The following is a 24800-nucleotide window of genomic DNA, read 5'->3' as shown; positions in this document are numbered from 1 at the left end:
GTGGCACGCGCCCGGCATCGCCTCGCAGCTCATGGGGAAGCGCGCCGGACGACATGGAACGTTGGAACCCTGCGCTGGACGCTCGCGCGGCGCCGCCGAGGTGTCTGTCCTGTGGCCGGATCGAAGAGCGGAGAGCCCGCGCCGCTCCGCGGATTTCGCGGCGAGGCGAGCGGGGCGGGAGGAGAGCCGCGGAAGGGAGATCCGGGTCGGCGATGAGGTCGTTTATGTGACCGAGACGGGCACCGGGGCGCCGGTGGTGCTTCTGCCCAGCATGCTGGTCGGCGGCGCGACCTACCGGCCGGCGGTGGACGCGATCGCGCGGCGCGCCCGGGTGTTCGTCGTGGAGCTGCCGGGCTCGAGCCGCGGCTCGCGGCTGCGCGCGCCGTGGTCGCTGGAGCGGTACGCGCGTTGCGTCGACGACACGCTGCGCGCGTTGCGGCTCGATCGCGTGACGCTGATCGGTCACTCGCTCTCGGGCGCTGCGGCGCTGGTCACCGGCGCCCTGTACCCCGAGCGGTTATCCGGGCTCGTGCTCGCCGATTCCGTCGGAGTCAACCCGCCGCGCTCGATCCTCTCGCTCGTGTGCGCGCGCGCGGGCGACATGCTGCTCGAGCCTCGCTTCTCCGTGCGGACGGCGCCCGCTTTCCTCTACAACCTGCTCGTCCACACGCGGAGCGCGCTGAGCCTCGTGCGGATCGCCGCGACGGTGGACCTGAGCGGCTACGCCGCGCGCGTGCGCGTGCGGACGCTGCTCGCGTGGGGCGCGCGCGATCGCACGGTGCCGCTCGGCTCGGCGCTCGCCATCCAGCGCCTGATCCCGGGCTCGACCCTCGTCGTCTCCGCGAAGGGGAGCCACGACTGGATCGTCGGGCGACCCGCCGAGTTCGCGGACGCGGTGGCGAGGTTCATGGCGCGCGGCGGCTGAGCGCCGCGGGGTCGTGGCCCGCCGGCGTGCGCGACCGCGGTCGAGGCGATCCGCGTGAGCGGCCCGCGCGGAGGCGCGCCCTCGACGAGGCGATGCTGCGGCCTGCCGAGCTCGACCGGAGCGCCGCCGCGAGCGGTCGAGCCTGCGACTGGCACACTGTCCTCCGTCCCCCGTCCCCCGTCCCCCGTCCCCCGTCCCCCGTCCCCCGTCCCCCGTCCCCCGTCATCCGTCCCCCGTCATCCGTCCCCCGTCCCCCGTCATCCGTCCCCCGTCCCCCGTCCCCCGTCATCCTCTTCGTGCGCGTGCGCGTGCGCGCTAAATCCGGGAAATCGCGCACGCGCACGCGCACGAAGGACGAGCACGAGAGACGAGAGACGAGAGACGAGAGACGAGAGACGAGAGACGAGAGACGAGAGACGAGCACGAGAGACGAGCACGAGAGACGTGCACGAGAGACGAGCACGAGAGACGAGCGGGGAGATGATGAGGAGGTGTATCGCTCTATCGATCTCTTGGTATTCTTGATGTCTTGGCGCTCCTGCTGTCTTTGCCCCGAGGCTCCGTATCAGGGCGCTCCCTCCGGTTGACAGCGGGGTCATGGGTGATGTCTGCTCCGCGCTTGCCCTCAGCGGAGGTGCCCGTGGACGAGATCGTGAAAATCATCCATGCTTCTCAAGACGCGCTCGTCGCCCGCGATGTCGATGCGTATCTGGCGATGCTGTCCGACGATGTGGTCGTGTCCGACCCTTCCACCCCGCGCCTCGTGGGACGGGACGCGGTCCGGCGCCACGTCGAGGGGCTGCTCGCCTCCTTCAGCGAGATCGAGTTCCTGGACCGGAAGGTCTTTCCCCTCGGCCTCGGGGCCGCCATGCGGTTCACGCTGCGCACGAGGACGGCCGATGGCCGGGACGGTACGCTCGACGGCGTCGATGTGTTCGAGCTGAACGAGCAGCGCAAGATCGCGAAGATCACCAGCTACCTCGACGCGCCCGGCGCCAGCGCTGCGGCGTCGGCGCCGCAGCGCTGGCGCGCTCGAGGTGTACTGGGCCAGCGGCAGCCCGCCCGCCTGGCGGGTCCTGCTGCTGCTCGCGGTGAAGGGGGTGCCTTACACGTCCAAGCTCCTCCAGCTCTCGAGAGAGGAGCACACGGCGCCGGCGTACCTGGAGGTGAGCCCGCGCGGGAAGGTGCCGGCGATCCGCGACGGGGCGTTCTGCCTCCACGAGTCGCTGGCGATCATGGCCTACCTCGACAGAAAGCACCCGTCCCCGCCGCTCTTCGGCGAGTCGGCCGAGGAGGCGGGCGCGATCGCGCGCGTCATCGCCGAGCACGAAAACTACCTGTACCCGGCGCTCGGCCAGATCGCGCGCGCGGTCTTCTCCGGCGACCCGACCGCGCTCGCCGGCGAGGAGCCGGCCGTGCGCGCCGCGGTCGCCATGCTGCACGAGGAGCTCGCGCGGCTCGAGGCGTCGCTCGCGCTGCGCGACTACCTCGCAGGCCCGCGCCTCTCGGCGGCCGACCTCACCGTCTACCCGTCGATCCAGCTCGCCGTGCGCGCCGCGACCCGCCCCGCCGCAGCGCCGCTCGATCTCGCCGTCACGCCGCTCGCCGCGCGCTACCCGAAGCTCGCGGCGTGGGGCGCGCGCATCGAGGCGCTGCCCGGCTACGACGCGACGTACCCGCCGCACTGGCGCGCGGCATGATCCTCCGAAGCGCGCGCGTCGCATCGTCCCGCCGGCGGCGACGTGCGCTCGTGCGCGCGGGACGGCGGCGCGCTCACGCGCGACGCGCTCACATGCAACGCGCGGGACGGCGGCGCGCTCACATGCGGCGCCCGGGACGGCGGCGCGCTCACACGCGGCGCGCTCACACGCGGCGCGGCGCGCGCGCCGCGCGGATCAGAGGGCGTCGAGCTCGGCCGCCGCCTGCACCGGGTGGGCGGCGTGGATCGTGGGCGCGCGCGGCGCGGCGAGGCTGCCTGCCGCGAGCAGCGGCAAGGGCGCGCGCGGCGGGGCGAGGCTCTCCGACTGGAGCTTCATGAGCTCCTCGCGCTGGTACTTCCACACGGTCCGATAGCGGAAGAACGGCACCGCCGGGTAGAGGTGGTGGATCAGGTGATACGTCTGCCCGAAGAGCAGCACGTTGAACAGCGCGCTGTCGATCGCGCGCGTCGCGCGATACCGGTTCTGCGCCGCCGTGATCTCGTGCGGGTAGTGAGGCAGGTAGTCGAAGGCGAACGCGAGGAAGAAGATCGCGAGCCGCGCCGGCACGATCCAGTAGAGCAGCGCGAGCTCGCCGTGGCCGAGCCCGAAGGCCAGCGCCACGATCGCGAACATCGCCGCGAGCGTCGCGATCGTCTCGATCCGCTCGCTGCGCTTCTGCGCGTGGTACGAGCGCAGAAACAGGTAGTAGTAGTGGAGATCCTGCGTCGCCCAGCGCAGCGGGAGCAGGTACCACGGGCCGCGCCCGCTCCAGTGGTCGGGATCCCGGTCCGCGTCGTTCGTGTGCTTGTGATGCTCGAGGTGGAAGTGACGCACCGCCAGGAACGGCGCCATGAGCAGCAGCCCGGACAGCCGTCCGACCACGCCGTTCAGCAGCGCGGAGCGCGCCAGCGACCGGTGCGCGGCCTCGTGCATCGGCGTGAACGCGGCGTACGCCGCGACCGCCGCCGCGAGCACCGCCGGCACCGTCGACACGAGGCCCGCGACCCCCGCGTAGACCGACGCCGCGAACAGCGCGTACGACCCCGCGAAGAGCGCCAGCGTCGGCCACTCGATCGGCCGGGTCTGCAGCAGGCCGCTCGCCAGCGGGAGCACGCTCCAGACCGCCGGCCGCCCGGACGGTCTCCCCGACGGCCTCCCTGAGGGCCGCCCCGACGGTCGCGCCGACGGCCGCCCCGAGGGCCGGCTGGAGCGAGGCTCGTCGTCGTTCATCGTGAAATTCCAGACCGCTGGCCGCCCCGATGGACGACTGAGTCGATTCTCGTCGTTGTTCATGGCGTTCAACACTCCCGGGGGAAGCTTCGGTTCTTCACTTTGGTACAGCGGACGACGGCCGCCGGATCAAGCGCAAGCGAACGTTCGACCACCCGAGACCGCGCTCCAGGGATCGCGCCGCGAGATCGTCAGCGGCCGGCGATCTCCAGAGCGAGGTCCTCCACGGCCGCTCTCTCGAATGAACAGGGGAGCGCCATGGGCGTTTCCGCTGCGAGAGAAGGCGAGAGTTGCTCGCAGACGAGCACGAATCCAATCTAGCAGCCTCGCAACAAGAGCACAACGAGACTTTCGGAGCGATGCGTTGGGCTTCTGGTTAGCTGGATTTCAGGGGCAGGCTCTTCTGCTCGGCCTTCACGGCGTTCGCAGCGTTCACAGGCTTCACGGGCTTCACGGCGTTCGCAGCGGGCGCGGCTGTTGCAGTCGTTTCGGCGACCACGCGGCGGCCACGCAGCGGCCGCGCGGCGGCCGCGCGAGCGCGGCTTGACGGCGTGTCCGGGGCCAGCCCGGAGGCGAAGCGCTGAGCTCGCCGACGCCGTCGGAACAGTGCGGGCGCGCTTTTTCTTTCTCTCTCCTTCGAGTTCCTTCTAGGCGCCGCCGGGCGCCGGAGCGCCGCCCTGCCGCAGCATCGCGCTCACCTCGCTGGCACAACCCCACGCGAGCGTGTACCCCGCGCCACCATGGCCGTAATTGTGGATCACGCGGCCTTCGCGCTCGAGGCGCACGACGCTCCGGTACGGGCGCAGGCCGGCGCGCGCGCGGAGCAAGGGGCCTGGCCGAAGGCCGGCAGCCCGCACCCGCTGGAGCATTGCGTCAGTACGCTCGGGGTCGGGCGTCAGCGAGCGGTCGTCAGGGGACGGAACGACGCAGCCGCCAATCACGATCTCGCGACGCCGCGGGATCACATAGACGAGCGCGGATTCGTCCCTTTCATCACCCAATGCGACATCTAGGGGAATCTCGCCCGGCTCCACGATCGCTACCTGGCCGTAAAGGGCGAGGAGCTCGCCGTCGCCGGTGAGGGCGCGCGCCCCGAGCCCGGTGCAATTCACGACCACGTCGCCCTCGACCTCGGCGAGCGATCGCACGCGCTCGATGCGCACCGGGCGGTGGAGCTGGGACTCCAGCCAGGGCAGGTGCAGCGACGGCTCGATGCGCGGCGCCGTGAACCGGAAGCTGTGGGGCGCGCCCAGCGGGTGCGGTCCTGGCTCGATCGCGAGGTCCGGGACGCTCGGGGCCCACCAGGGCAGCTGCACGTCGTCCGACGCCTCGCGCGTGGTCAGGAGATCCACCCCCGCCTCCGGGTGCTCCCGGGCGATGCGCGTGAGCTCATCGAGCGTCGCCCGCGACCACGCGTTCACGCGCTCGGGCGGGTTCGCCGCGAACGGGTGCCACAGCGCGGCCGCGACCGCGGACGTCGTGTGCTCGCCGCGCTCCGCCGCGATCACCTGCACGCGGTGGCCGTCGCGCTGGAGGACGACCGCCGTGGTCAACCCGATCACCCCTGCGCCCACGACGGTGACGTCCAGCCCCGGAGCTTGCTTCGCCGATGACTCCACGATCGCGCGCTCTAGCACGCTGAGCCCGTGCGTCGAGACCGCGCGCCGCGCCCGTGGATCGAGGCCGATCGGCGGGCAAGGCCGGTCGGCGGGCGAGGCCGATCGGCCGGCCGCCCCGGGCGCGCTGACGCCGCCGCGCAGGCGGTGCTACGCAGTCGCGGATCCGCAGCGCCGGATCGCGGCCGTCCTGCGGCTCGGCGCGCGACGCGAGGGACCATGTCGAGCCACCGCTTCAACGATCCGGAGATCGCCGCCGTGTACCGCGCCATCCACGAGCGGCGCGACATGCGCCACTTCCTGCCCGGGCCGGTGGACCCCGACGCGCTCGCCAGGCTGCTCGCGGCCGCGCACGCGGCGCCGAGCGTGGGCATGATGCAGCCCTGGCGCTTCGTGCGGATCACGGCGCCGGCGCTCCGGCGCGACATCCACGCGCTCGTCGAGGCGGAGCGCCTCGCCACGGCGCGCGCGCTCGGCGAGCGCGAGGACGAGTTCATGCGCCTCAAGGTCGAGGGCGTCCTGGAGTGCGGCGAGCTGCTCGTCGCCGGCCTCATGGCGGGGCGCGAGGCGCACGTGTTCGGCCGCCGCACGATGCCCGAGATGGATGTCGCGTCGGTGGCCGCGGCCATCCAGAACCTGTGGCTCGCCGCGCGCGCGGAGGGGCTCGGCGTCGGGTGGGTGTCGCTCTTCGAGCCGGACCGGCTGGCCGCGCTGCTCGGCATGCCGCCGGGCAGCAGGCCGCTCGCCATCCTCTGCGTCGGTCACGTGGAGGAGTTCTACGGTCGCCCCATGCTCGAGGCGTGCGGCTGGGCAGCGCGCCGCCCGCTCTCGGAGCTCGTCGCCGAGAACGTCTGGCCCGAGGAAGCCACCGCGCCCGCGGGCCGCCGCCCGTGAGCGCGTCGCGCTCGCGCCGGCGAGCGCGCGAGCGAGACGAGTGCGACGAGCGCGACGAGCGAGACGAGCGAGCCGCGCTGCGCGGCCTACGGGTCCCGCGCGCAGCGGGCGCCGATGTTGTTGACGCGGTCGAAGGGGTAGCTGAAGTCGCGGTTGCCCGCGCGCAGGTCCGCCGCCGGCGCGCGGTAGCTCCCGCCGCGCGTGACCCGCGTCGCGTCGCGCTCGCCGTCCACGCGATGCACGCAGTCGATGCACGGCGTGGGGAGCGCGTCGCGCCACCAGTCCATCGTCCACTCCCACAGGTTGCCGGCCAGATCCGAGTGCCCCCATCGCCCGTCTCCGCTCGGCTTCGACCCCACCGGCAGGATGTCGCTCAGCGCGCAGTCTCCCGCGGCGCTCCCATCGCCGGTGCAACCATAGGCAGCGCGCTCGCTGTCGAGGGCGGCGCCCCACGGGTACGGCCGGTGCTCGTCGCCGCCGGCCGCCGCGTAGTTCCACTCCGCCTCGGTGGGCAGGCGGCCGCCGTCCCACGCGCAGAACGCGAACGCCTCGAACCACGTGATGCAGTTGATCGGGAGCTCCTCGTTCGGCCCCGGCGCGTCGGTCCATGTCCAGAGGCGATCACCATTGCATTGCAGCGCCGATTTCAGCGCCGCGGTGTTCGGCTCGAGCCGCTGGTTCCACCCCGCGATCCATCCGCTGCCGTCGACGTGAGGGTTCCGGCCAGCCCCGATCGCGGGCGGGTTCGCCTGCACGCCCCGGCCAGCCTCCACGAAGGCTCGAAATCGACCCACCGTGATCTCGAATTTGTCCAGCCGGAAATCGCTGACGGCCGCAGGGAACGAGTCGTCCGTGCTCGAAGCGCCGTCGTAGCTCCTCAGGTACGTGCCGCAGGGGACCAACCTGTTGCCGCAGCAGCTCGCGCCGCCAGGTCCGCAGCTGTCCCCGGCGCCGGGCGCGCCGCTCGCGCAGCTCGGCGGCATGGCCATCACGTCCGGCGAGCCGCACGCGTTCGGGCAACCCGGGTCCCCGCACTCGCCGCATTCATCGCCGCCCTCGCACGGCACGCAGACCCCGGCGGCATCGCACTCCGCGCCGCCGTCCGGCCCGCAGGGCGTCCCCGCCGGCCGCGGCCGCTGCGCGCACGCGCCCTCGCTGCACACCGCTTCCATGCACGGGCCCTGCGCCGGCGGGCAATCCTCCGCCGGATCGACGCAGGCCCCCGGCCCGTCGCCGCCGCCGCCGCTGCTGCCGCTGGCGCTGCTGCTGCTGGCGCCGCTGCCGCCGCTGCCGCCGCGACCGCCGTCTCCAGGCTCGGCGCTGGAGCCCCCGTCGCCGCGATCGTCGGGGAAATCGCGGACCCGCGCATTGCAACCCGACACGAGAGAGATGGACACGAGGAGCGCCAATTGTCTCATGTACGGCATGATACGCGATGGCGTGCGCCACGGCGTCGCGTCGAGCGCAGGGAGGCTCGACCCGGGCGACGCGGGCCGGCCTCCGGCGAGCGCGAGCCCGGGCGTGCTCTGTCGGCCGGGGCGGCCGCCGTGATGGCGGGGCCGCGCTCGCCGCCGCGCCGCCCGCCCCGTGACCTCGTCAGGCGGGCGGCGACTCGACGGCTCCGGATTGGCTACTTGCGCTGCGCGGCGCCGCCTTCGCGCCGCCCGGGCTCGATCTGGCCGACGTCGCGGACAGCGCCATTGGCGGCGCTCGTGGCCATGAGCGCATAGGCCCGCAGGGCAGGGGAGACCTTGCGATCGCGGTTCGGCTTGAACGCATCTGCGCCCCGCGCCTCGGCGGCGCGGCGGCGGCGCTCGAGCTCCGCGTCGCTGACGAGGACGTCGATGGTCCGGGCGGGGATGTCGATCCGGATGCGGTCGCCCTCCTCGATGAGCCCGATGTTCCCGCCCTCGGCCGCCTCGGGCGAGACGTGCCCGATGCTCAGGCCCGACGTGCCGCCGCTGAACCGGCCGTCGGTGATGAGGGCGCACGCCTTGCCGAGGCCCTTCCCCTTCAGGAACGACGTCGGATAGAGCATCTCCTGCATGCCCGGGCCGCCCTTCGGCCCCTCGTAGACGATGACGACCACGTCGCCCGAGCGGATCTGGTTGTTCCAGATCGCGTCGCACGCCGCCTCCTGCGACTGGAACACCCGCGCGGGCCCCTCGAACTTCCAGATCTCGGGGTCGACGCCCGCGGTCTTCACGATGCAGCCGTCCGCCGCGATGTTGCCGTAGAGCACGGCGAGGCCGCCCTCGCGGCTGTACGCGTGAGCGACGTCGCGGATGCAGCCCTTCTCGGCGTCGTCGTCGGTGTCGGCGAAGTACTTGTCCTGCGAGAACGCGACCGTGGTCGGGACGCCGCCCGGCGCGGCGAGCGCGCGCTTCTTCGCGGCCGCCGTCGCGGTGGGGCGGCGGATGTCGTTCTCGTCGATCGCGTCGCCGAGCGTGCGCGCGTGGACCGTGCCCACCTGCCGGTGGATGAGCCCCGCGCGATCGAGCTCCCCGACGATCGTCAGCACGCCGCCCGCGCGGTGCACGTCCTCGACGTGGTGGTGCGACGACGGCGCCACCTTGCAGATGTTCGGCACCTTGCGCGACATCCGGTCGATGTCCGACATCTTGAAGTCCACCTGCGCCTCGCGGGCGACCGCCAGGAGGTGGAGGACCGTGTTCGTCGAGCCGCCCATCGCGATGTCGAGCGCCATCGCGTTCTCGAAGGCCTCGAACGTCGCGATGCTTCGCGGCAGCACCGAGGCGTCCCCGTCGACGTAGTAGCGCTTCGCGAGCTCGACGACGCGCTTCGAGGCCGCCTCGAAGAGCTCCCAGCGCGCCGCGTGCGTCGCGAGCAGCGTGCCGTTGCCGGGCAGCGCCAGGCCGAGCGCCTCGTTGAGGCAGTTCATGCTGTTCGCCGTGAACATGCCGGAGCACGAGCCGCAGGTCGGGCACGCGGACCGCTCCATCGCGGCGAGATCCGCGTCGGACACCTTGTCGTCGCTCGCCGCGATCATCGGATCGATGAGGTCGAGCTTGCGGATGAGCGGCTTGCCGTCGCGGTCGTGCGTCCCGACGATCTTGCCCGCCTCCATCGGACCGCCGGAGACGAAGACGGTCGGCACGTTGAGCCGCATCGCCGCGAGCAGCATGCCGGGCGTGATCTTGTCGCAGTTCGAGATGCAGAGCAGCGCGTCGGCGCAGTGCGCGTTGACCATGTACTCGACGCTGTCGGCGATGAGCTCCCGGCTCGGCAGCGAGTACAGCATGCCGGCGTGGCCCATCGCGATGCCGTCGTCGATGGCGATGGTGTTGAACTCGACGCCCCACCCGCCCGCGGCGTCGATGACCTTCTTCGCCCGCTGCCCCACGTCGTGGAGGTGGACGTGCCCCGGGACGAACTGCGTGAAGCTGTTGGCAATGGCGATGATCGGCTTCTCGAAGTCCGCGTCCTTCATGCCGGTGGCGCGCCACAGCGCGCGCGCCCCTGCCATGTTGCGTCCCTGGGTGGATGTACGACTGCGGTATCCGGCCATGCCCGGAACCTACTCCGTTCCAGCCGTGGCGCCTAGCCGACAGGCGGGGCCGGCGTCAGGGTACCACCTCGACCCACGCGGACACCGGCGCGACGTCGCTCGACGCCGGATCGACGGCGGCGAGGCTCGCCCCGTAAGCGCCGACGCGCCGGTTCCTGCCGAAGGTGATCGCCGGACCCGGGCCGGGATCGAAGTCCCGGAGCTCCTCGAGCGCCGCGATGAGGGCGGGCCGGGTCACGTGGGCGCCGGCGCGCTTGAGCGCCTCGACGAGGACGCGGGCGGCGGCGTACGCGCTCGCCTGGAAGGCGGTGTGCCGCGGCGGGACGCGGCTGCGCTCCAGGAACGCGGAGAGCGCGCGCAGGCCGAGCCGCTCGGCGTCGTCGAGGGGGCCCGGGTGGAGGAGCAGGAGCCGCGCGGCGGCGGCGCGCCGGAGTGACGCGGGATCGCGCGGCAGCAGCGACGCGGGCGCGTAGAGGGCGGGGGACGGGCCCGACGAGGGCCGCGCCGCCGCGAGCCACCGCGAGAGCTCGTCGCCCTCGCCGGCGAGCAGGACGGCCCGGGGCCGGAGGCGCGCCGCGGCGTCCGCCGCGGCGGCGGCGTCGAAGCGGCCGGGCTCGAAGGAGAGGGAGGCCGGGGCCGGCAGTCCGCGCGCCTGCGCCTCGGCGCGCGCCCCCCGGAGGAAGGCGTCGCCGCGCGGGTCCGCCGGGTGGACGACGAGCAGCGCCTCGGCGCCGGGGGGCGCAGGGGCGCCGGCGAGGTGCGCGACGGCGACGCGCGCGAGCGTGTCGAGGCCGGGCCGGAGGTGGAACACGACGCCGTCGCCCGGATCCGAGGCCGGGAGCCCGGACCCGAGCGGGCCCACGAGCGGCACCTCGTCGGCGGAGAGGCGCGCCATCGCGCCGGCGTCGCCGCCCCACACGCTGCCGACCAGCGCGAAGACCCGCTGGTCGAGGAGGCGCGCGGTCGCGGCCGCGCCGTCGAGGGCGTCCCCGCTGTCGGCCACCACGAGCTCGAGCCGCCGCCGGAAGACGCCGCCTTGCGCGTTCACCTCCGCGAACGCCGCGGCGAGCACGTCGCGGGCCGCGGCGCCCGCCGCCGCGAAGCGCCCGGTGAGCGGGAGCGCGGCGCCGAGCCGGAGCGCCTCCGGCGAGACGCCGGGATCGGCGTCGCGGCCGACGCAGCGCAGGTACGCGACGAGATCGTCGATGTGCGCGCGGTCGAGCCGGTAGCGCGGCATGACGAGGTGGAGCTCCCGGGACGCCGGCGTCCTCCCGTCGCGGACGGCGGCCGCGAGCGTCTCCGCGGTGTAGGGGCCCCCCGCGCGATCGGCGGCGAAGAGCCGCTCGGGGGTGAGCGGCGGCGCCGCGACGCCGCCCTCCGACGTGCCGTCGCCGCTCCGGCCGTGGCAGCCGGCGCACGCCGCCGCCTTGCCCTGCAGCGCGGCGCCGCTCGCGCCGAGGCGGCCCTCGACCGGCTCGCCCGAGGCGAGGGCCCCGTGGTGGAAGATGCGCCTGCCGCGCAGGGCCGCCGGGCTGAGCGCGGCGCACGAGGCCGCGCCGTCGGGCGCGGGCGCGGGCGCGTCGCCGGGGGCCGCGGCGCCCTTCAGCGCGGCGGCGAGGCCGAGCGCCGAGAGCGCGGCGGCGAGCGCGCGGCGCCGCCGCATCGTCACGAGATGGCCCACGTGCACCTCACGGCTTGTCGTTGATGTGATCGACCAGGTGCACGATCGTCTCGGGGCGCTCGGTGGCGATCGTCTTCACCCACATGCCGGTCGTCGTGTCGCCGATGAGCAGCGTCGAGGTGTGCTCCTCCGGCTTCTTCGTGAGCCCGCCGAGGCGCCCGAGGACCTTCTCCACGTTCTCCGGCGTCCCGGTGAGGAAGCGCCAGCCGTCGCCCGCGTTGAACTTGGCGGCGAACTGCTTGAGCACCTTCGGCGTGTCGTTCACGGGATCGACCGTGATCGTGAGGATCGCGACCTCCTTGCCGACGCGCTTGCCGAGCAGCGCCTGAACGCGCGCGAGGTTCGCCGTCATCGTCGGGCACGCGCCCTTGCACGAGGTGAAGGCGAAGTGGATGAGGACCTTCCGGCCGCGCAGGAGGTCGGTGTAGAAGCGCCGCGCGCGACCGTCCTGATCGACGAGCTCCGTGTCGGTGAAGTACGCCGCGGCCGCGGCGTCGTCGCCGGCGGGCGAGGCGGCGGCCTGCGCGCGGGGCCGCTCCGGCGCCGGCTCCGCGGCCGGGCTCGCGGGCGCGAGCGCGAGCGCGAGCGCCGCCGCGAGCACAGGCGCGGCGCGCCTCATCGCGCGCCTCCCGCCGCCGGCGCGGCGCCGGGCGAGCCGGCGTGGAGATCGACGTACGGCAGCGCGCCGAGCGGAGCTTTGCGCGACTCGGCCTCGAGCATGAACCGGTACTGGCCGGGCTCGGGGGGCGTGAACGTCACCGAGAAGGCGCCGTCCGGCTCGGCGCGGGGCAGCGCGACGTCGCGGAATCCGATCGGGAATCGAAAGATCATGACCTTCATCTCCTTGGCTTCGAGGGGAGGCGCAGGCGCCTTCGGCGTCGCGCGGAAGCGCAGCGTCACGGGCTTCGCGACCTCGAGCTCGACGCTGCCGTCGAAGAGCGGCTCGACGGTGAGCCCGGGCGAGCGGTCCTCGACCGGGACGCCCGACGGCGCGACCGTCGCCTCGAGGCACGCGGCGACGCGGCGGTCGCCGAGCAGGAGCTCGACGTCGTACGCGCCCGCCTCGCCGAGCCGGACCGTCGTCGCGTACACGCCGGGCTGCACCTCCTTCAGCGTGCGATCCTCGATGATCGCCGCCCGGGGCTCTCGGCCGTAGTTCGAGAGCGTGCCCATCGGCGCCATCATGCCTTCGACGTAGTAGTAAAGCGCCTTGTCGGCCGGGCTCGCGATGACGGCGCCGTTGCCCTCCGGCAGGAGGGCGAACGGCGCGGCGCTCCTCGCGCTCTTCGACGCGCGGGGCGCCTGCTGGCCGACCTGGACCTCGACGACCGGCAGCTTGCCGGGCCGCTGTAGCGAGGGCAGCTCGATGAGCGAGACCCGGTTCTCGCCGAGGTTCCTCACGTAGGCGTACGCGTTCGTGAAGGCGATCGCGTCGGGGCTCGCGAACCCGGCGAGCGTGTGCGCGAGCGCGCCCGTCGAGGCGTCGAGGATCGCCACCTCGCCCTTCGCCGGGTTGAGCGCGAAGGCGAAGCGGCCGCTCGGCTCGAACTGGACCGCGCTGACGCCGGGCTTCACGGCGACGCGGCTGGAGAGGGCGCGGCGCCCGGCGTCGAGGATCGCGATCTCGCCCCGCTGCTCGTTCGCGACGTAGACGGCGCCGGCGGCGTCGCTCGCCGCGACGGCGGCGGCGCCCTCGCCGATCTCGATCTCGGCGACGGGCTCGAGCGCGCCGGTGTCCACGGCGGTGACGGAGCCGGCGTCGCGGCTCGTGATCCAGGCGGTGCGCCCGCCGTCCGAGAAGGCGATCTCGTGGTGCCCGGCGCCGACGTGCAGCGTCTTCAGCACCTCCGCCACGCGCGCGTCGACGACGCTGACCGTCCCGTCGCCGTCGTTGCCGACCCACACGGTGCGCCCGTCCGGGGCCACCGCGACGCGCATCGGGTCCGCGCCGACAGGCACGTTGGCCTCCACCAGGCTCCGCCTCGTGTCGACGACGGCGAGGCCTCGCCCGTTCTGGAGCGTCACGTAGAGGCGGCTCCCGTCCGGGTGGAGCGCGAGCGACGTGGAGCGGGCCGCGAGCGTGACGAGGCTGCGCAGCTTGCTCCGGCTGAACGCGATCTGTGAGTTGATGACCGACAGCGTGTTGTCGTCGTTCTGCGTCCACAGGAGGGAAGCGTTCATGTCGACGTCCGGGCGCACGGAGATGAGGCCGGCCATGAAGCTCTTGATCTTCTCCTGGCACCCGGCGTCGTCGGGCGGCGCCCCCGCGCGCCTCGTCATCCACGCGAGCGGCGACAGGTCGCGCGCGGGCGCGCCCGTGGCGGCGTCGGTGATCGTGAAGACGGCGGTCGCGTCGGAGCGCGCCTCGAGGCGCCCTCCGGCGCCGGGGATCGGCCGGAGCTCGAAGGCGATCGACAGCCCATCTCGCTCGACCCGGCTCACGGCCGCGCTGGGCTCACCCCCGACGGCGGCCTCGGCGGGCGCCGGGGCCGCGGCGGCGGGCAGGGGAGGCGGCTCCCGCCGGCTGCAGGCCGTCGAAGCGGCGGCGCCGAGGAGGCCTGCTGCCAGCGAGAGCCGGCGCGACGCGACGGAGGCCCTCACGGCAGCACCCGGAAGAGGCCCCAGAGCCCGTCCGCGAGCATGGGGAGCGACTGTTCGTTGTACATCCGGTCGCCGGGGACGAGGAAATCCCCGCCTGCCGGGGCGAAGGGGACGATATTGCGGTGTGTCATGGGTCCTATTGCGTTCTCCACTGCGATGTTCAGCACCTCGTGGTTGTCGCCGATGCGGCGGGAGCGCGCTCCCAGGGCAAAGGGGTTGTGCGGCCACGACGTGCTCCAGAAGCTGAAGGCGTGCTGGCGATGGTGGCCGGACGGCTGCACGACGCGCACGCGCACCGGCTGGGCGGCGTTGGCCAGGAAGATCGGCGTCGCCGGGTCGCCGTGGACCTTGGAGCTGAAGATATCGCGCAGGTCCCGATCATTGAGCTCGTCGCTCGCGATCTCGGGCGGCACGCCGATCCGCGCCCAGAGCGGCTCGGTGCGGTAGTTGAAGGCGTCGTGGCCGGTGTCCTCGGCGTCGTCCTCGCCGTCCATGTTCCGCAGGGCCGTGCCGCAGTTGAGCCCCCGATCGAGGCACTGGAACCTCGGTAGGCTCGAGTGCAGGCCGATTTCGTCCTGGTAGACGAGCACGAGCTCCCGGAACGAGCGCGCGGCGCCATGCTCGTCGGTGAAGACGACGTCCGCCTGGGCGTGGGTGCCCGGATCGCTGCGCCAGACCGCGCCCTCCGGCTCGATGATGAGGGCGCCGACGGCGCCGTGCATGCCGTGGTTCACGACGTCGGCCATGTCCCTCAGGTTGATGGCGCCGTACTCGACGGCGCGCGGCTCGATGGGGCCCGACATGCCGTCCAGCTGGGCGAACTCGCCGGCATACCAGGTGTACTCGCGGAGCTCGCCGGGCGCGATCGTCTGCGGATCGTTGAACCCGACGTTGGCGCCGTCGTCGGTCTTGACGTCGTAGGTGACGAGCTGCGGGTGGAGCGAGACGTGGTTCGAGGGCCGCACCTGGTTGGTGTTGAAGCCGTCGATGATCGGGGGGCTATAGTTGAAGTGTGGCGTCTTGGGCAGCACGAAGGGCAGCTCGTTGACGAGCGTGACCTGGATGCAGTCGCCCGCGGCGGCGCGCAGGATGAGCGGCTCCGGGGCGCGGAGCCCGGCGCGGAGATCGGGCAGATCCTCGGCGCGGACGAACAGGATGGCGTCGGGATCGAAGAGCTCGAACTTCTCGTTGTAGATGAGGCGGTGACCCGGCAGGTTGCCCTTCGCGGTGATCGCGTGGACGACATACCTCGTGACGGGCGCGCTCGCCGGGCAGGTCTCGAAGCCTCGCTGCGTGGGCGGTGGCGGGCCTGGGGGCGGGGGCAGCGGCAAGAGGCCCGGACCGCCCGGACCACCGGGACCGCCCGGATCGCACGGAACGCCCGGATCGCACGGCGGCATGATCCTGAGGATGCCCCAGACGCCGTCCCAGAGATCGTCGGTGGGCGCGCCCTGGTAGAGGTAGTCGCCGCTCGGCGTGCCGCCCGACGGCGTGAGCGCAAAATCGAAGTGCTCGGAGAGCCCGATGGGCTGAGCGTTCGAGTAGCCGCTGTCGGGATCCTCGTCCGAGTTGTGCCACTTCTGGCCGTGGACCGAGAAGACGTGCTGCTCCTCCTGCGCGCCCTGGATGAGGCGCAACCGGACGGCGTCTCCCTGGCGAGCGAGGAGCAGGGGCGTGACGGGATCGCCGTGGACTCGCGAGCTGAACACGTTGTGCATCTCGCCCTCCTCCCCGGGCTTCTGCTTCACCCGTCCTGTCCTGCAGTCGCGCTCGGCGATGCGGAGCGGGATGGGCTCGTTGCGGTAGTTCATGATCTGGCCGCCGGGGTCGCGCGACGAGATCACCTCCGGGGCGAAGACGTCGCGGTGATCGACCGCGAGCGGGAGCGGCGCCTCCTGCGCCGTCGGCGGGTTCACCGGATTGCCGCACTCGTCGAAGAGGAGGGCGAAGTCGGCGATCGCGAGGTTGAACTCGCGGAACGGCGGGTGGTCGGTGCCGCTCGGCGGGAGGATGTCGGCGCGGAAGCTCGTGGGCCCGCCGTCGCCGCGCGTGCCGAAGACGACCCCGGTCTCGGGGTCGCGCCAGACCGAGCCGCTCGGCTCGATGACCAGGCCCATGTAGAGCCCGTGGTGCTGGTGCGACGAGGGGCCGAAATGGTCGTGGGAGAAGGCGGTCTCCAGGGTGCGGTCCTGGTTCTGCTGGGTCACGACCGGGTCGGCCCACCAGCGCTGCACCGTGGTCTGCAGGCCGACTCGGCCGTTGTGGATGCGCGGGTGCGGCTGAGCGATCAGCGGGACACGGACGCCGCCCTCGTTGACGGTGCCGTCCGGCAAAAAAGCGCCGCCGAGGTTGTTGGCCGCGTCGATGCGCTGGACGACCTCCTCTGACGAGAACGTCCCGTCCTCGTAGTTGAAGCCGTTGGCGGCGCCGTCGGAGGAGGTGACGTCGAACTTCACGAGGTGGATGTGCTGGCCGACGATGTCGGTGGGCGTGAAGATCTGGAACGGGTCCTCTTCCAGGGCGTCGGGGAGCAGGTTCGTGGCCTCGGAGACGACGCACTCGCCCGAGTTGGCGCGGATGAACAGCGGCTCCGGCGGTCGGGCGCCCGACAGCGTCGCCTCGACGTCGTCCTCGAGGACGAGGATGCGCATCTGCGGGTCGTGCCAGCCGCGCCGGTTGACCACGCCGTCGACCTGGAGGAACGCGCTGCGGTACCTGCGCTCCGGTGTCCCCACGGGGCACGGGTTCGTGTACGGCGCGCCCGGGGCCGCCGGCTGGCCGTTGACGGCGAACACCGACAGAGCGCCCTCCGGCGTGAACGCAGGATAGACGCTCGAGGGGAATCCATCGGTCGCGAACGGTCGCGCGCCCGGGAACTGGCCGGAGTGGAAGGCCCGGGCCGCAAGCTCCGGGGGCGTCCCTTCCGGGGGGAGCAGCTTGAGGTTGGCCGCCAGGAGGTCCACGTCGAACCTGCCTTCCACGCCGAGCACCGCGCCGTCCGGTGGCACGCTGGTGACGAGGTGGCGCTGCAGCCCGCCGTCGACGACGAGGTCGAGCGGCGGCTGAGGCGGCCTGCGGCCCGCCAGGGCGGCGATGTAGAACGGATACCCCGGCATGGGCGGCCGCGTCGCGATGGTGCCGTCGGGGAGCGCTACGGCGGTGGGCGCGTAGGTCGGCATGGGCGGCATCCCGAGCTTCGGGATCGGCACGACGGCGGGCGTGGGCGTCCCCTGCTTGATTTCGCCGTCGGGCAGGAAGCGATCGCGCGTGCCCGCCTCGAAGACGTCGTGGGTGCGGAAGAGCTCCCACATGCCTTGCGCGAAGTGGGGATACAGGTGGCAGTGAAAGATCGAATCGCCCGGGGTCAGGGCCCGGCTGCCCGCTCTGCCGACGTTGTAGGTGAAGGCCGCGCCCGGGCCGATGCTCTGCGCGTCCACCGTCGTGCCGGTGTCGTTGTTCGGCGCCCGCTGCCACTGGTGCGCGTGGAGGTGGAAGACGTGCGTCTCCTTCGGCCCGGCGTGGAGGTTCCTGATCCAGACGGGGTCGCCGAGGTACGCGTGATGGACGTTCGAGGGATCGTCGGGGAACAGCGCCCGGATCGCGTCGCCGTCCCTGTCCCGCTCGACGTTCATCGCCGGGTCGCCGTTGGGCCACGAGGTCAGGAAGAACTCCTCGAATTTGCACTCGATACATTCCTTGCTCGGGCCGATCCTCGCCCGGTTGGCGAGGAGGATGGCGCCCATCCCGGAGGCGCCGTAATTGATGCCGAATCCGTCGCGCACGCCTTGAAAGGCCTCGTCCTGCTCGAGCTCCCGGAACGCCTGGACGACCTTCAGCTCGTCGTGGAACATCGCCGTGAACTCGCGGAAGCGGCCCCGGATCTCCGGGTTCGGCGGATCGAGCTGGCTCTCGTCGTAGCCGGCGATGATCGCGTTGAGGTCGCCGTGCACGATCTCGTCGCGATCGTTGATCATCCGGAGGATCGGCTCGCCCCACGCGTCGAGGGCGTCGTAGTCGATCCTGGGTGTCCCGTCGGGGTTCGGCGTGGGCAGCGAGGCGGCGGCGAGCTCCTCGGCGGTGACCTGCGACCGATACGCGACCGCCCCCGCGGGCTCGACGTTGACCGAGCCGAACAGCCCCTGGACGATTTGCCCGCCGCTCCCTTCGCCGCCGACCATGGCGCCGGCGCTGTGCATGAAGAACGGCCCCTCCCGGTCGGCGAACAGCTGGTAGAAGCGCGTCTCGCCGGGCTCGGCGAGGGAGTCGGGGCTCAACCCGACGTTGCCGCCGAGCGACTCGATGTTCTCGATCTGCAGCCCCGTGACGTGGATGCCCGCGCTCCGTGTCTTCGGGGAGTCGTCCGGGCGCTCGTCCGGCGGCCTGAGCAGGTTGGTGAACCTGATCTGCAGGGTGTCGCCGACGTTCACGCGCAGCACGAGCGGCCTCGGCCGCTTGCCTGGCCGCAGCATGGCGTTGCCCGGGCCGAGCGGCTCGTCCTTCCGGATGGGCACGACGTCCCGCGCGAGCGCGTAGATCATGCCGGCCGGGTTGAAGGACCCGAATCGGTTGTACACGTAGACCTGATCGAGCGCGACGACGTCCGCGAACACGACCCTGGTGTTCGCCCGCGCGCCGTTGTCTCCGGACTTGCCGGACAGATCCTCGTCCCCATCCTCGTCCCGCGGAGCGTCTTCGCCGGCGCAGCCTGCGAGCGCTAGCGCCACAGAAGCCCAGGCGAGAGCTCCAATCAGCCTCTTGTTGAACAAGGTGTCGTCTCCTCCGAATGCCACACCTGCACGCCCAGCCCTGGATAGCGGCTACGCCCACGTGTCCACAGGAGATCGGCGCGCAGCCGTCCACCGAGCATCGGCCGATCCATCGGTGCGTGATCTGGCTCACAAATCTGCGGGTATGGCCTATCGAGGTCAACCGATTTCCGCGGCGCTCTTTGGCTGGTCTCTCCTGCGGACAGAGCGATATCGAGTCGATCGCGGGCGGAGACGGGGGATCCGGCGCGCACGAAGCCATGTGTCGTGGCGAGAGCTCGCGTGATCCCGCGCGCGGGCTTCCCTCGTCCCGCGCCGCGGATGCGCCGGCCGTGTGCCGGGGTGGAGGACGTCACCCCCGCCGCTCGCCGGCCGGCGCCATGGCGGCGCCGAGCGGGCGTGCGAGCGGCGGGAGCCGGCGTGAGGAAGGCGGTTACCGCGTCACCCGGAAGATGCCCCAGAGGCCGTCCGAGACCTTGAAGCTCGGCTGATCGAGGTAGAGCCGGTCGCCGGGGACGAAGAACCTCCCGCCGGCCGGGGAGAACGGGACCACGTTGTGGTTCGTCATCGGGCCGATGGCGTTCTCGATGCCGATGTTCAGCACGTCCCTGTTCTCGCCGATGCGGCGGGAGCGCTCCCCCTCGGCGAACGGGTTGTTCGGCCACGCCGCGCCCCAGAGGCCGAAGGAGTGCATGCGCCGGTGGCCGGACGGCTGCACGAGGCGCACGCGCACCTTCTGCGTCGCGCCGGCCGTGAAGATCGGCGTCGCCGGGTCGCCGTGGACGCGGGAGCTGAAGATGTCGCTCAGGTCCTTCTCGTTGAGCAGCACCCTCGCGAGCTCCGGCGCGATCCCGAGCCGCGCCCAGAACGGCTCGGTGCGGTAGTTGAAGGCCTCGTGGCCCGTGTCCTCCGCGTCGTCCTCGGCCTCATAGTTGCGGATGGCGGTGCCGCAGTTGAGATCCTGATCGACGCACTGGAACCTCGGGTCGCCCGAGTGCAGGCCGACCTCGTCCTGATAGACGACCACGAACTCCCGGAACGAGCGCGTGTATCCGTAGTAGTCCTTGAAGGTGACCTCCGCCTGCGCGTGCGTGCCCTGATCGGCGCGCCAGGTGGCGCCCTTGGGCTCGATGATGAGGGCGCCGACGGCGCCGTGCATGCCGTGGTTCACGACGTCGGCCATGTCCCTCAGGTTGATGGCGCCGTACTCGACGGCCCTCGGCTCGACGGGGCCCCACCTGCCGTCCTTCTGGGCGAACTCGCCGGCGTACCACGTGTACTCGCGGGACTCGCCGGGCGCGACGGTCTGCTCCTCGTTGAGCCCGACGTTGGCCCCGTCGTCGGTCCTGACGTCGTAGGCGACGAGCTGCGCGTGCAGCGAGACGTGGCTGGACGGCCTGACCTGGTTCGTGTTGAACCCGTCGACGATGGGCGGGCTATAGTTCCAGTGCGGCGTCTTGGGCAGCTCGAAGGGCAGGTCGTTGACGAGCGTGACCTGGATGCAGTCGCCGGCGGCGGCGCGCAGGACGAGCGGCTCCGGGGCGCGGCGCCCGGCGCGGAGGTCAGGCAGATCCTCGGCGCGGACGAACAGGAGGGCGTCGGGATCGTAGAGGTCGAACTCCTTGTTGTAGACGAGCCGATCGCCCGGCAGATTGCCCTTCGCGGTGATCGCGTGGACGACATACTTCGTCACCGGCGCGCCCGCCGGGCAGGTCGGGAAGCGGCGCACCTCGCGGGGCTCGCCGTCCCGCGATCCGGGCAGCGGCAGCAAGGCCGTGTCGGTCCGCGGCCGCACCCTCATGATCCCCCACATACCGTCCCAGAGGTCGTCGGTGGGCGCGCTCTGGTAGAGGTAGTCGCCGGGCTCGCGATCGCCCCGCGCAGAGGCCGAGGGCGTCAGCCCGAACTCGAAGTGCTCGGAGATGCCGATGGGCTGGCCGTTCGAGTAGCCGCTGTCCGGGTCGTTGATCTCGTTGAACCACCGCTGCCCGTGCATCGAGAAGACGTGCTGTTCCTCCTGCGCGCCCTGGAGGAGGCGCACCACGACGTTGTCGCCCTCGTGGGCCGAGAGCAGCGGCGTGAACGGATCGGGGTGGACCCGGGAGCTGAACACGTTGTGCATCTCCCCCTCCTCGCCCGGCTTCTGCTCGACGCGGCCGGTTCTACAGTCGCGCCGGGCGATGCGCAGCGGGATCGGCTCGTTGCGATAGTTGATGAGCCCACCGCCCGGATCGGCGGCCGAGATCGCCTCCGGCGCGAGCACGTCGCGGTGCTCGACCGCGAGCGGGAGCGGGGCCTCCTGCGTGGTCGGCGGGTTCACCGGATCGCCGCACTCGTCGAAGAGGAGGGCGAAGTCGGCGAAGGCGAGGCCGAACTCGCGGAAGGGCGGCTGCGGGGAGCCGCGCGGCGGGATGATGTCGGCGCGGAAGCTCGTGGGCCCGCCGTCGGGGCGGTCGCCGAACACGACCCCGGTCACCGGGTCGCGCCAGACCGAGCCGCTCGGCTCGATGATCAGGCCCATGTAGAGGCCGTGCTGCTGGTGGGAGGAGGGGCTGAAATGGTCGTGCGAGAACGAGGTGTTGAGGGTGATGTCGTCGCCGCGCCGGCTCTGGACGGGGTTGGCCCACCAGCGCTGCACCGTGGTCTGCAGGCCCTTCCGGTCGTCGTGGATGCGCGGGTGTCGCTGCGCCGTCAGCATGACGCGGCGGCCGCGCTCTTCGACCGTGCCGTCCGCCTTCAGTGCGCCGCCGAGGTTGTTGGCCGCGTTGATGAGCTGGACGACCTCCTGTGGGGCGAACGTCCCATCCTCGTAGTTGAATCCGTTCGTCGATCCATCCGAGGCGGTGACGTCGAACTTCACGAGGTGGATGTGCTGGCCGACGGTGTCGGTGGGCGTGAAGATCTGGAACGGATCCGCTTCCAGCGCGTTGGGGAGCAAGTTCGTCGCCTCCGAGACGACGCAATCGTTCGAGTTGGCGCGGATGAACAGCGGCTCCGGCGGCCGCGCGCCCGACAGGGTCGCGTCGATGTCGTCCTCGAGGACGAGGATGCGCATCTGCGGGTCGTGCCAGCCGCGCTGGTTGACCACGCCGTCGAGCTGGACGAACGCGCTGCGGTACCTGCGCTCCGGCACCCCTGGTGGGCAGGGGTTCGCGTACGGCGCGCCGGGGGCAGGCGGCTGGCCGTTGACGGCGAACAGCGCGGGCTCACCCTCGGGCGTGAACGCCGGATATGCCTGCGCGGGGAAGCCGTCCGTCGTCGTGATGGGCGTCGCTCCCGGGAACCGGCCGGCGTGGAACGCCTGCGCGGCCAGCTCCGAGGGGGTCCCCTCGTTCGGCAGGAGCTTGATGTTGGCTTCCTCGATCTCCACGTCGAACTTGCCGCGCCTGCCGAACTCGGCGCCGCCCGGCGGGACGCTGGTGACGACGTGGCGCGGGAGCCCGCCGTCGACGATCAGGTCGAGCGGCGGCTGAGGAGCCCTGTGGCCTTTCAGGGCAGCGATGTAGAACGGATATCCCGGCATCGGCGGCCGCACCTCCCTGCCGCCGCCGGGGAGCTCCACGACGGTGGGCTTGTAGGTCGGCATGGGCGGCATCGCGATCTCGGGGACGGGCACGAGGGCGGGCGTGGGCGTCCCCTTCTTGATCTCGCCGTCGGGCAGGAAGCGATCGCGCGTGCCCGCCTCGAAGACGTCGTGGTTGCGGAAGAGCTCCCACATGCCCTGCGCGAAGTGGGGATACAGGTGGCAGTGGAAGATCGAGTCTCCGGGCGTCAGGACGCGGTTGCCGCCCCTGCCGACGTTGTAGGTGAAGGCCGCGCCCGGGCCGATGGATTGCGCGTCCAGGGTGTTCCCGTTCGCGTCGTTCGGCGTCTTCAGCCACTGGTGCGCGTGGAGGTGGAAGACGTGCGTCTCCTTCGGCCCGGCGTGCACGTTCCTGAACCAGACGGGGTCGCCGAGGTATGCGTGGTGGACGTTCGACGGGTCGTCGGGGAACAGCGCCTCCGTCGCGTTGCCGCGCCTGTCCCGCTCGACGATCATCGCCGGGTCGCCGTTGGCCCAGGAGCTCAGGAAGAACTCCTCGTACGCGCACTCGATGCATTTCTTGCTTGGACCGAGCCTCGCCCGGTTGGCGAGGAGGATGGAGCCGAACCCGGAGGCGCCGTAGTTGACCCCGAACCCATCGCGCACGCCGTGGAAGGTCTCGTCGACCTCGAGCTTTTCGAACGCCTGGACGGCCTTGAGCTCGTCGTGGAACAGCACCGTGAACTCGCGGAACCGCCCAGGGGCCACGGGGGTCGGGCTGTCGAGCTGGCTTTCCTCGTAGCCGGCGATGATCGCGTTGAGATCGCCGTGCACGATCTCGTCGCGATCGTTGAGCATCCTGAGGATCGGCTCGCCTTGCTCGTCCAGCGCGTCGTAGTCGATCCTGGGCGTCCCGTCGGGGTTCCGCGTGGGCAGCGAGGCGGCGGCGAGCTCCTCGGCGGTGACCTGCGACCGGTACGCGACCGCCCCCGCGGGCTCGACGTTGACCGCGCCGAACAGCCCCAGCACCGTCTGTCCGCCGTCCCCCTCGCCGCCGCCGGCCTGGGCGCCGCCGCTGTGGAACAGGAACGTCCCCTCCTTGTCGGCGAAGAGCTCGTAGACGCGCGTCTCGCCGGGCTCCGCGAGCGAGTCGGGCCCCCGGCCGATGTTGCCGCCGAGCGCCTCGATGTTCCTGATCTCGAGCCCGGTGACGTGCACCGAGGCGCTCCTCGTCGCCGTCGAGTCGTCAGGGCGTTCGTCCGCGGGCCGGAGGAGGTTCGTGAACCGGACGCGGAGCGCGTCCCCGACGTTCACGCGCAGCACGAGCGGCCTCGGGCGCTTGCCCGGCCGCAGCATGGCGTTGCCCGGGCCGAGCGGCTTGCTCCCGTCGATCGGCACGACGTCCCGCTTGAGCGCGTACATCATGCCGGCCGGGTTGAACGACCCGAACCGGTTGTACACGTAGACCTGATCGAGCGCGACGACATCGGCGAATACGGTCCTGCCGCTCGTCGGATGATCGTTCAGCTCCGATGCTGCAACTTCATCGCTTTCTTCCTCGGGCGCATCGACGTCCGGGGCTCCACAGCCCGCGACGCCGAGCGCCACCGCGGCCCAGCCGATAGCTTCGAGCAGCCTGTTCCTGATCAAGGTTGTCCTCTCCTCGGTACGCGCGCAGGCGCGCGCCTCGCACGGCGCGCCGACCGCGCCCCGTGCGTCTCCACTGCGCCGCATCGCGGCCGTCCGCCGTGGACTGGCCTGGATCCGGTAGCAATCCGGGTGAGCGACTTTGTGACTTTGTGAGATCGCCGTCAATTAGAATTGCTCGCGTCCGGCCGGCGCAGTCGACCCGCGTGGATTGCGAGCTATCCAGGGATGGTGTCGTCGGCGCGGCCCGGGGAGAGCCGACAGCGCTGGAGGACGCGAGTGCGCGGTGCGCGGTGGAACGGCGTCGCGCCCTCTCGGCGCCTCGGTCGAGGCGCCTGCGTCGGGGCTGGGTGAAGGGGGTGTCAGGGACGTCGAGCCGCGTGGACGCGCCCGTCGGTAACGTACCGGCCCGCCCCGGCGCGACGCGCGCCGCTGGCGGCGTGTTCAGCCTTGCGGCTTGGACCACCGGTCCACGGCGACCATCGCGGCGCCGAGCCCGTCGATGTACGTGCCGTGCCGGAACGTCGCGCGCTTGAGCGCTGTCACCAGCGTGCTCAGGAGCTGGCGCGCCTCGTCCCGCTCGCGCCGCAGGTCCTGGACCTCATCCCGCGACGGCCGGCTCACGGCCGCCGCTTGCCCGGCGTCCTTCGTGCCTGTCTGCTGTGCTCTCTCGGACATGGGTCTCATC

13 protein-coding genes and 1 pseudogene are annotated in these 24800 nt (G+C 72.1%); 4 read left to right on the top strand and 10 right to left on the bottom strand.

The window, feature by feature from the left end:
* The first annotated feature begins 226 nt into the window (after positions 1-226).
* The 3 genes and pseudogenes from WMF26_RS32865 (at position 227) to WMF26_RS32855 (ending at position 2625) form a co-directional block, all read left to right on the top strand.
* Positions 227-925, top strand: a complete 699-nt coding sequence (locus WMF26_RS32865) for an alpha/beta fold hydrolase (RefSeq protein ID WP_061624092.1) — start codon at positions 227-229, stop codon at positions 923-925.
* 604 nt (positions 926-1529) lie between these two features.
* A pseudogene (locus WMF26_RS32860) lies at positions 1530-1880 on the top strand (nuclear transport factor 2 family protein); the annotation flags it as partial.
* 82 nt (positions 1881-1962) lie between these two features.
* Positions 1963-2625: a glutathione S-transferase family protein gene (locus WMF26_RS32855; protein WP_437995945.1), complete on the top strand. Its 663-nt coding sequence runs from the start codon at positions 1963-1965 to the stop codon at positions 2623-2625.
* Between the two features lie 195 nt (positions 2626-2820).
* Here WMF26_RS32855 and WMF26_RS32850 read toward each other — a convergent pair whose 3' ends face one another.
* Together WMF26_RS32850 and WMF26_RS32845 are read right to left on the bottom strand one after the other, a co-directional pair.
* Positions 2821-3738, bottom strand: a complete 918-nt coding sequence (locus WMF26_RS32850) for a fatty acid desaturase (protein WP_437995944.1) — start codon at positions 3736-3738, stop codon at positions 2821-2823.
* A gap of 764 nt (positions 3739-4502) precedes the next feature.
* A complete protein-coding gene (locus WMF26_RS32845; protein ID WP_437995943.1) occupies positions 4503-5474 on the bottom strand; it encodes an FAD-dependent oxidoreductase in 972 nt (323 codons plus the stop codon).
* 216 nt (positions 5475-5690) lie between these two features.
* Between WMF26_RS32845 and bluB the strand changes: the two genes are divergently transcribed.
* Positions 5691-6365 carry a 5,6-dimethylbenzimidazole synthase gene (gene bluB, locus WMF26_RS32840; RefSeq protein ID WP_437950105.1) on the top strand — a complete coding sequence of 225 codons (675 nt, stop codon included), beginning with the start codon at positions 5691-5693 and terminating at the stop codon, positions 6363-6365.
* A gap of 86 nt (positions 6366-6451) precedes the next feature.
* Here the strand turns inward: bluB and WMF26_RS32835 are convergent, their stop codons facing one another.
* The 8 genes from WMF26_RS32835 to WMF26_RS32800 all read right to left on the bottom strand — a co-directional run bounded on the left by WMF26_RS32835 (position 6452) and on the right by WMF26_RS32800 (position 24790).
* Positions 6452-7783 (bottom strand): formylglycine-generating enzyme family protein, encoded by a 1332-nt coding sequence (locus WMF26_RS32835; protein WP_437995942.1) that lies wholly within the window; start codon positions 7781-7783, stop codon positions 6452-6454.
* Positions 7784-7995: 212 nt separating this feature from the next.
* A complete protein-coding gene (gene ilvD / locus WMF26_RS32830) occupies positions 7996-9894 on the bottom strand; it encodes a dihydroxy-acid dehydratase (RefSeq protein ID WP_437950103.1) in 1899 nt (632 codons plus the stop codon).
* Between the two features lie 55 nt (positions 9895-9949).
* A complete protein-coding gene (locus WMF26_RS32825) occupies positions 9950-11581 on the bottom strand; it encodes a cytochrome c/ABC transporter substrate-binding protein (protein WP_437995941.1) in 1632 nt (543 codons plus the stop codon).
* A 1-nt stretch (position 11582) separates the two neighbouring features.
* Positions 11583-12194, bottom strand: coding sequence for an SCO family protein (locus WMF26_RS32820; protein WP_437995940.1), 612 nt, complete (start codon positions 12192-12194; stop codon positions 11583-11585).
* Positions 12191-14176, bottom strand: coding sequence for a YncE family protein (locus WMF26_RS32815; RefSeq protein WP_437995939.1), 1986 nt, complete (start codon positions 14174-14176; stop codon positions 12191-12193). The genes WMF26_RS32820 and WMF26_RS32815 overlap by 4 nt, the downstream gene beginning before the upstream one ends.
* On the bottom strand, positions 14173-18900 hold the full coding sequence (locus tag WMF26_RS32810; RefSeq protein ID WP_437995938.1) for a multicopper oxidase domain-containing protein: 4728 nt from the start codon (positions 18898-18900) through the stop codon (positions 14173-14175). Before WMF26_RS32810 ends, WMF26_RS32815 begins: the two co-directional genes overlap by 4 nt.
* 475 nt (positions 18901-19375) lie before the next feature.
* A complete protein-coding gene (locus tag WMF26_RS32805; RefSeq protein WP_437995937.1) occupies positions 19376-24115 on the bottom strand; it encodes a copper oxidase in 4740 nt (1579 codons plus the stop codon).
* 441 nt (positions 24116-24556) lie between these two features.
* The gene (locus WMF26_RS32800; RefSeq protein WP_061623714.1) at positions 24557-24790 is read right to left on the bottom strand and encodes a hypothetical protein; all 234 of its coding nucleotides are present in this window, start codon (positions 24788-24790) and stop codon (positions 24557-24559) included.
* Positions 24791-24800 lie beyond the last annotated feature (10 nt).

It is taken from the genome of Sorangium sp. So ce185 (genome assembly GCF_051526825.1).
GTDB classification, from domain to species: Bacteria; Myxococcota_A; Polyangia; order Polyangiales; family Polyangiaceae; genus Sorangium; species Sorangium cellulosum_D.
This window is presented reverse-complemented; position numbering and strand designations above follow the sequence as displayed.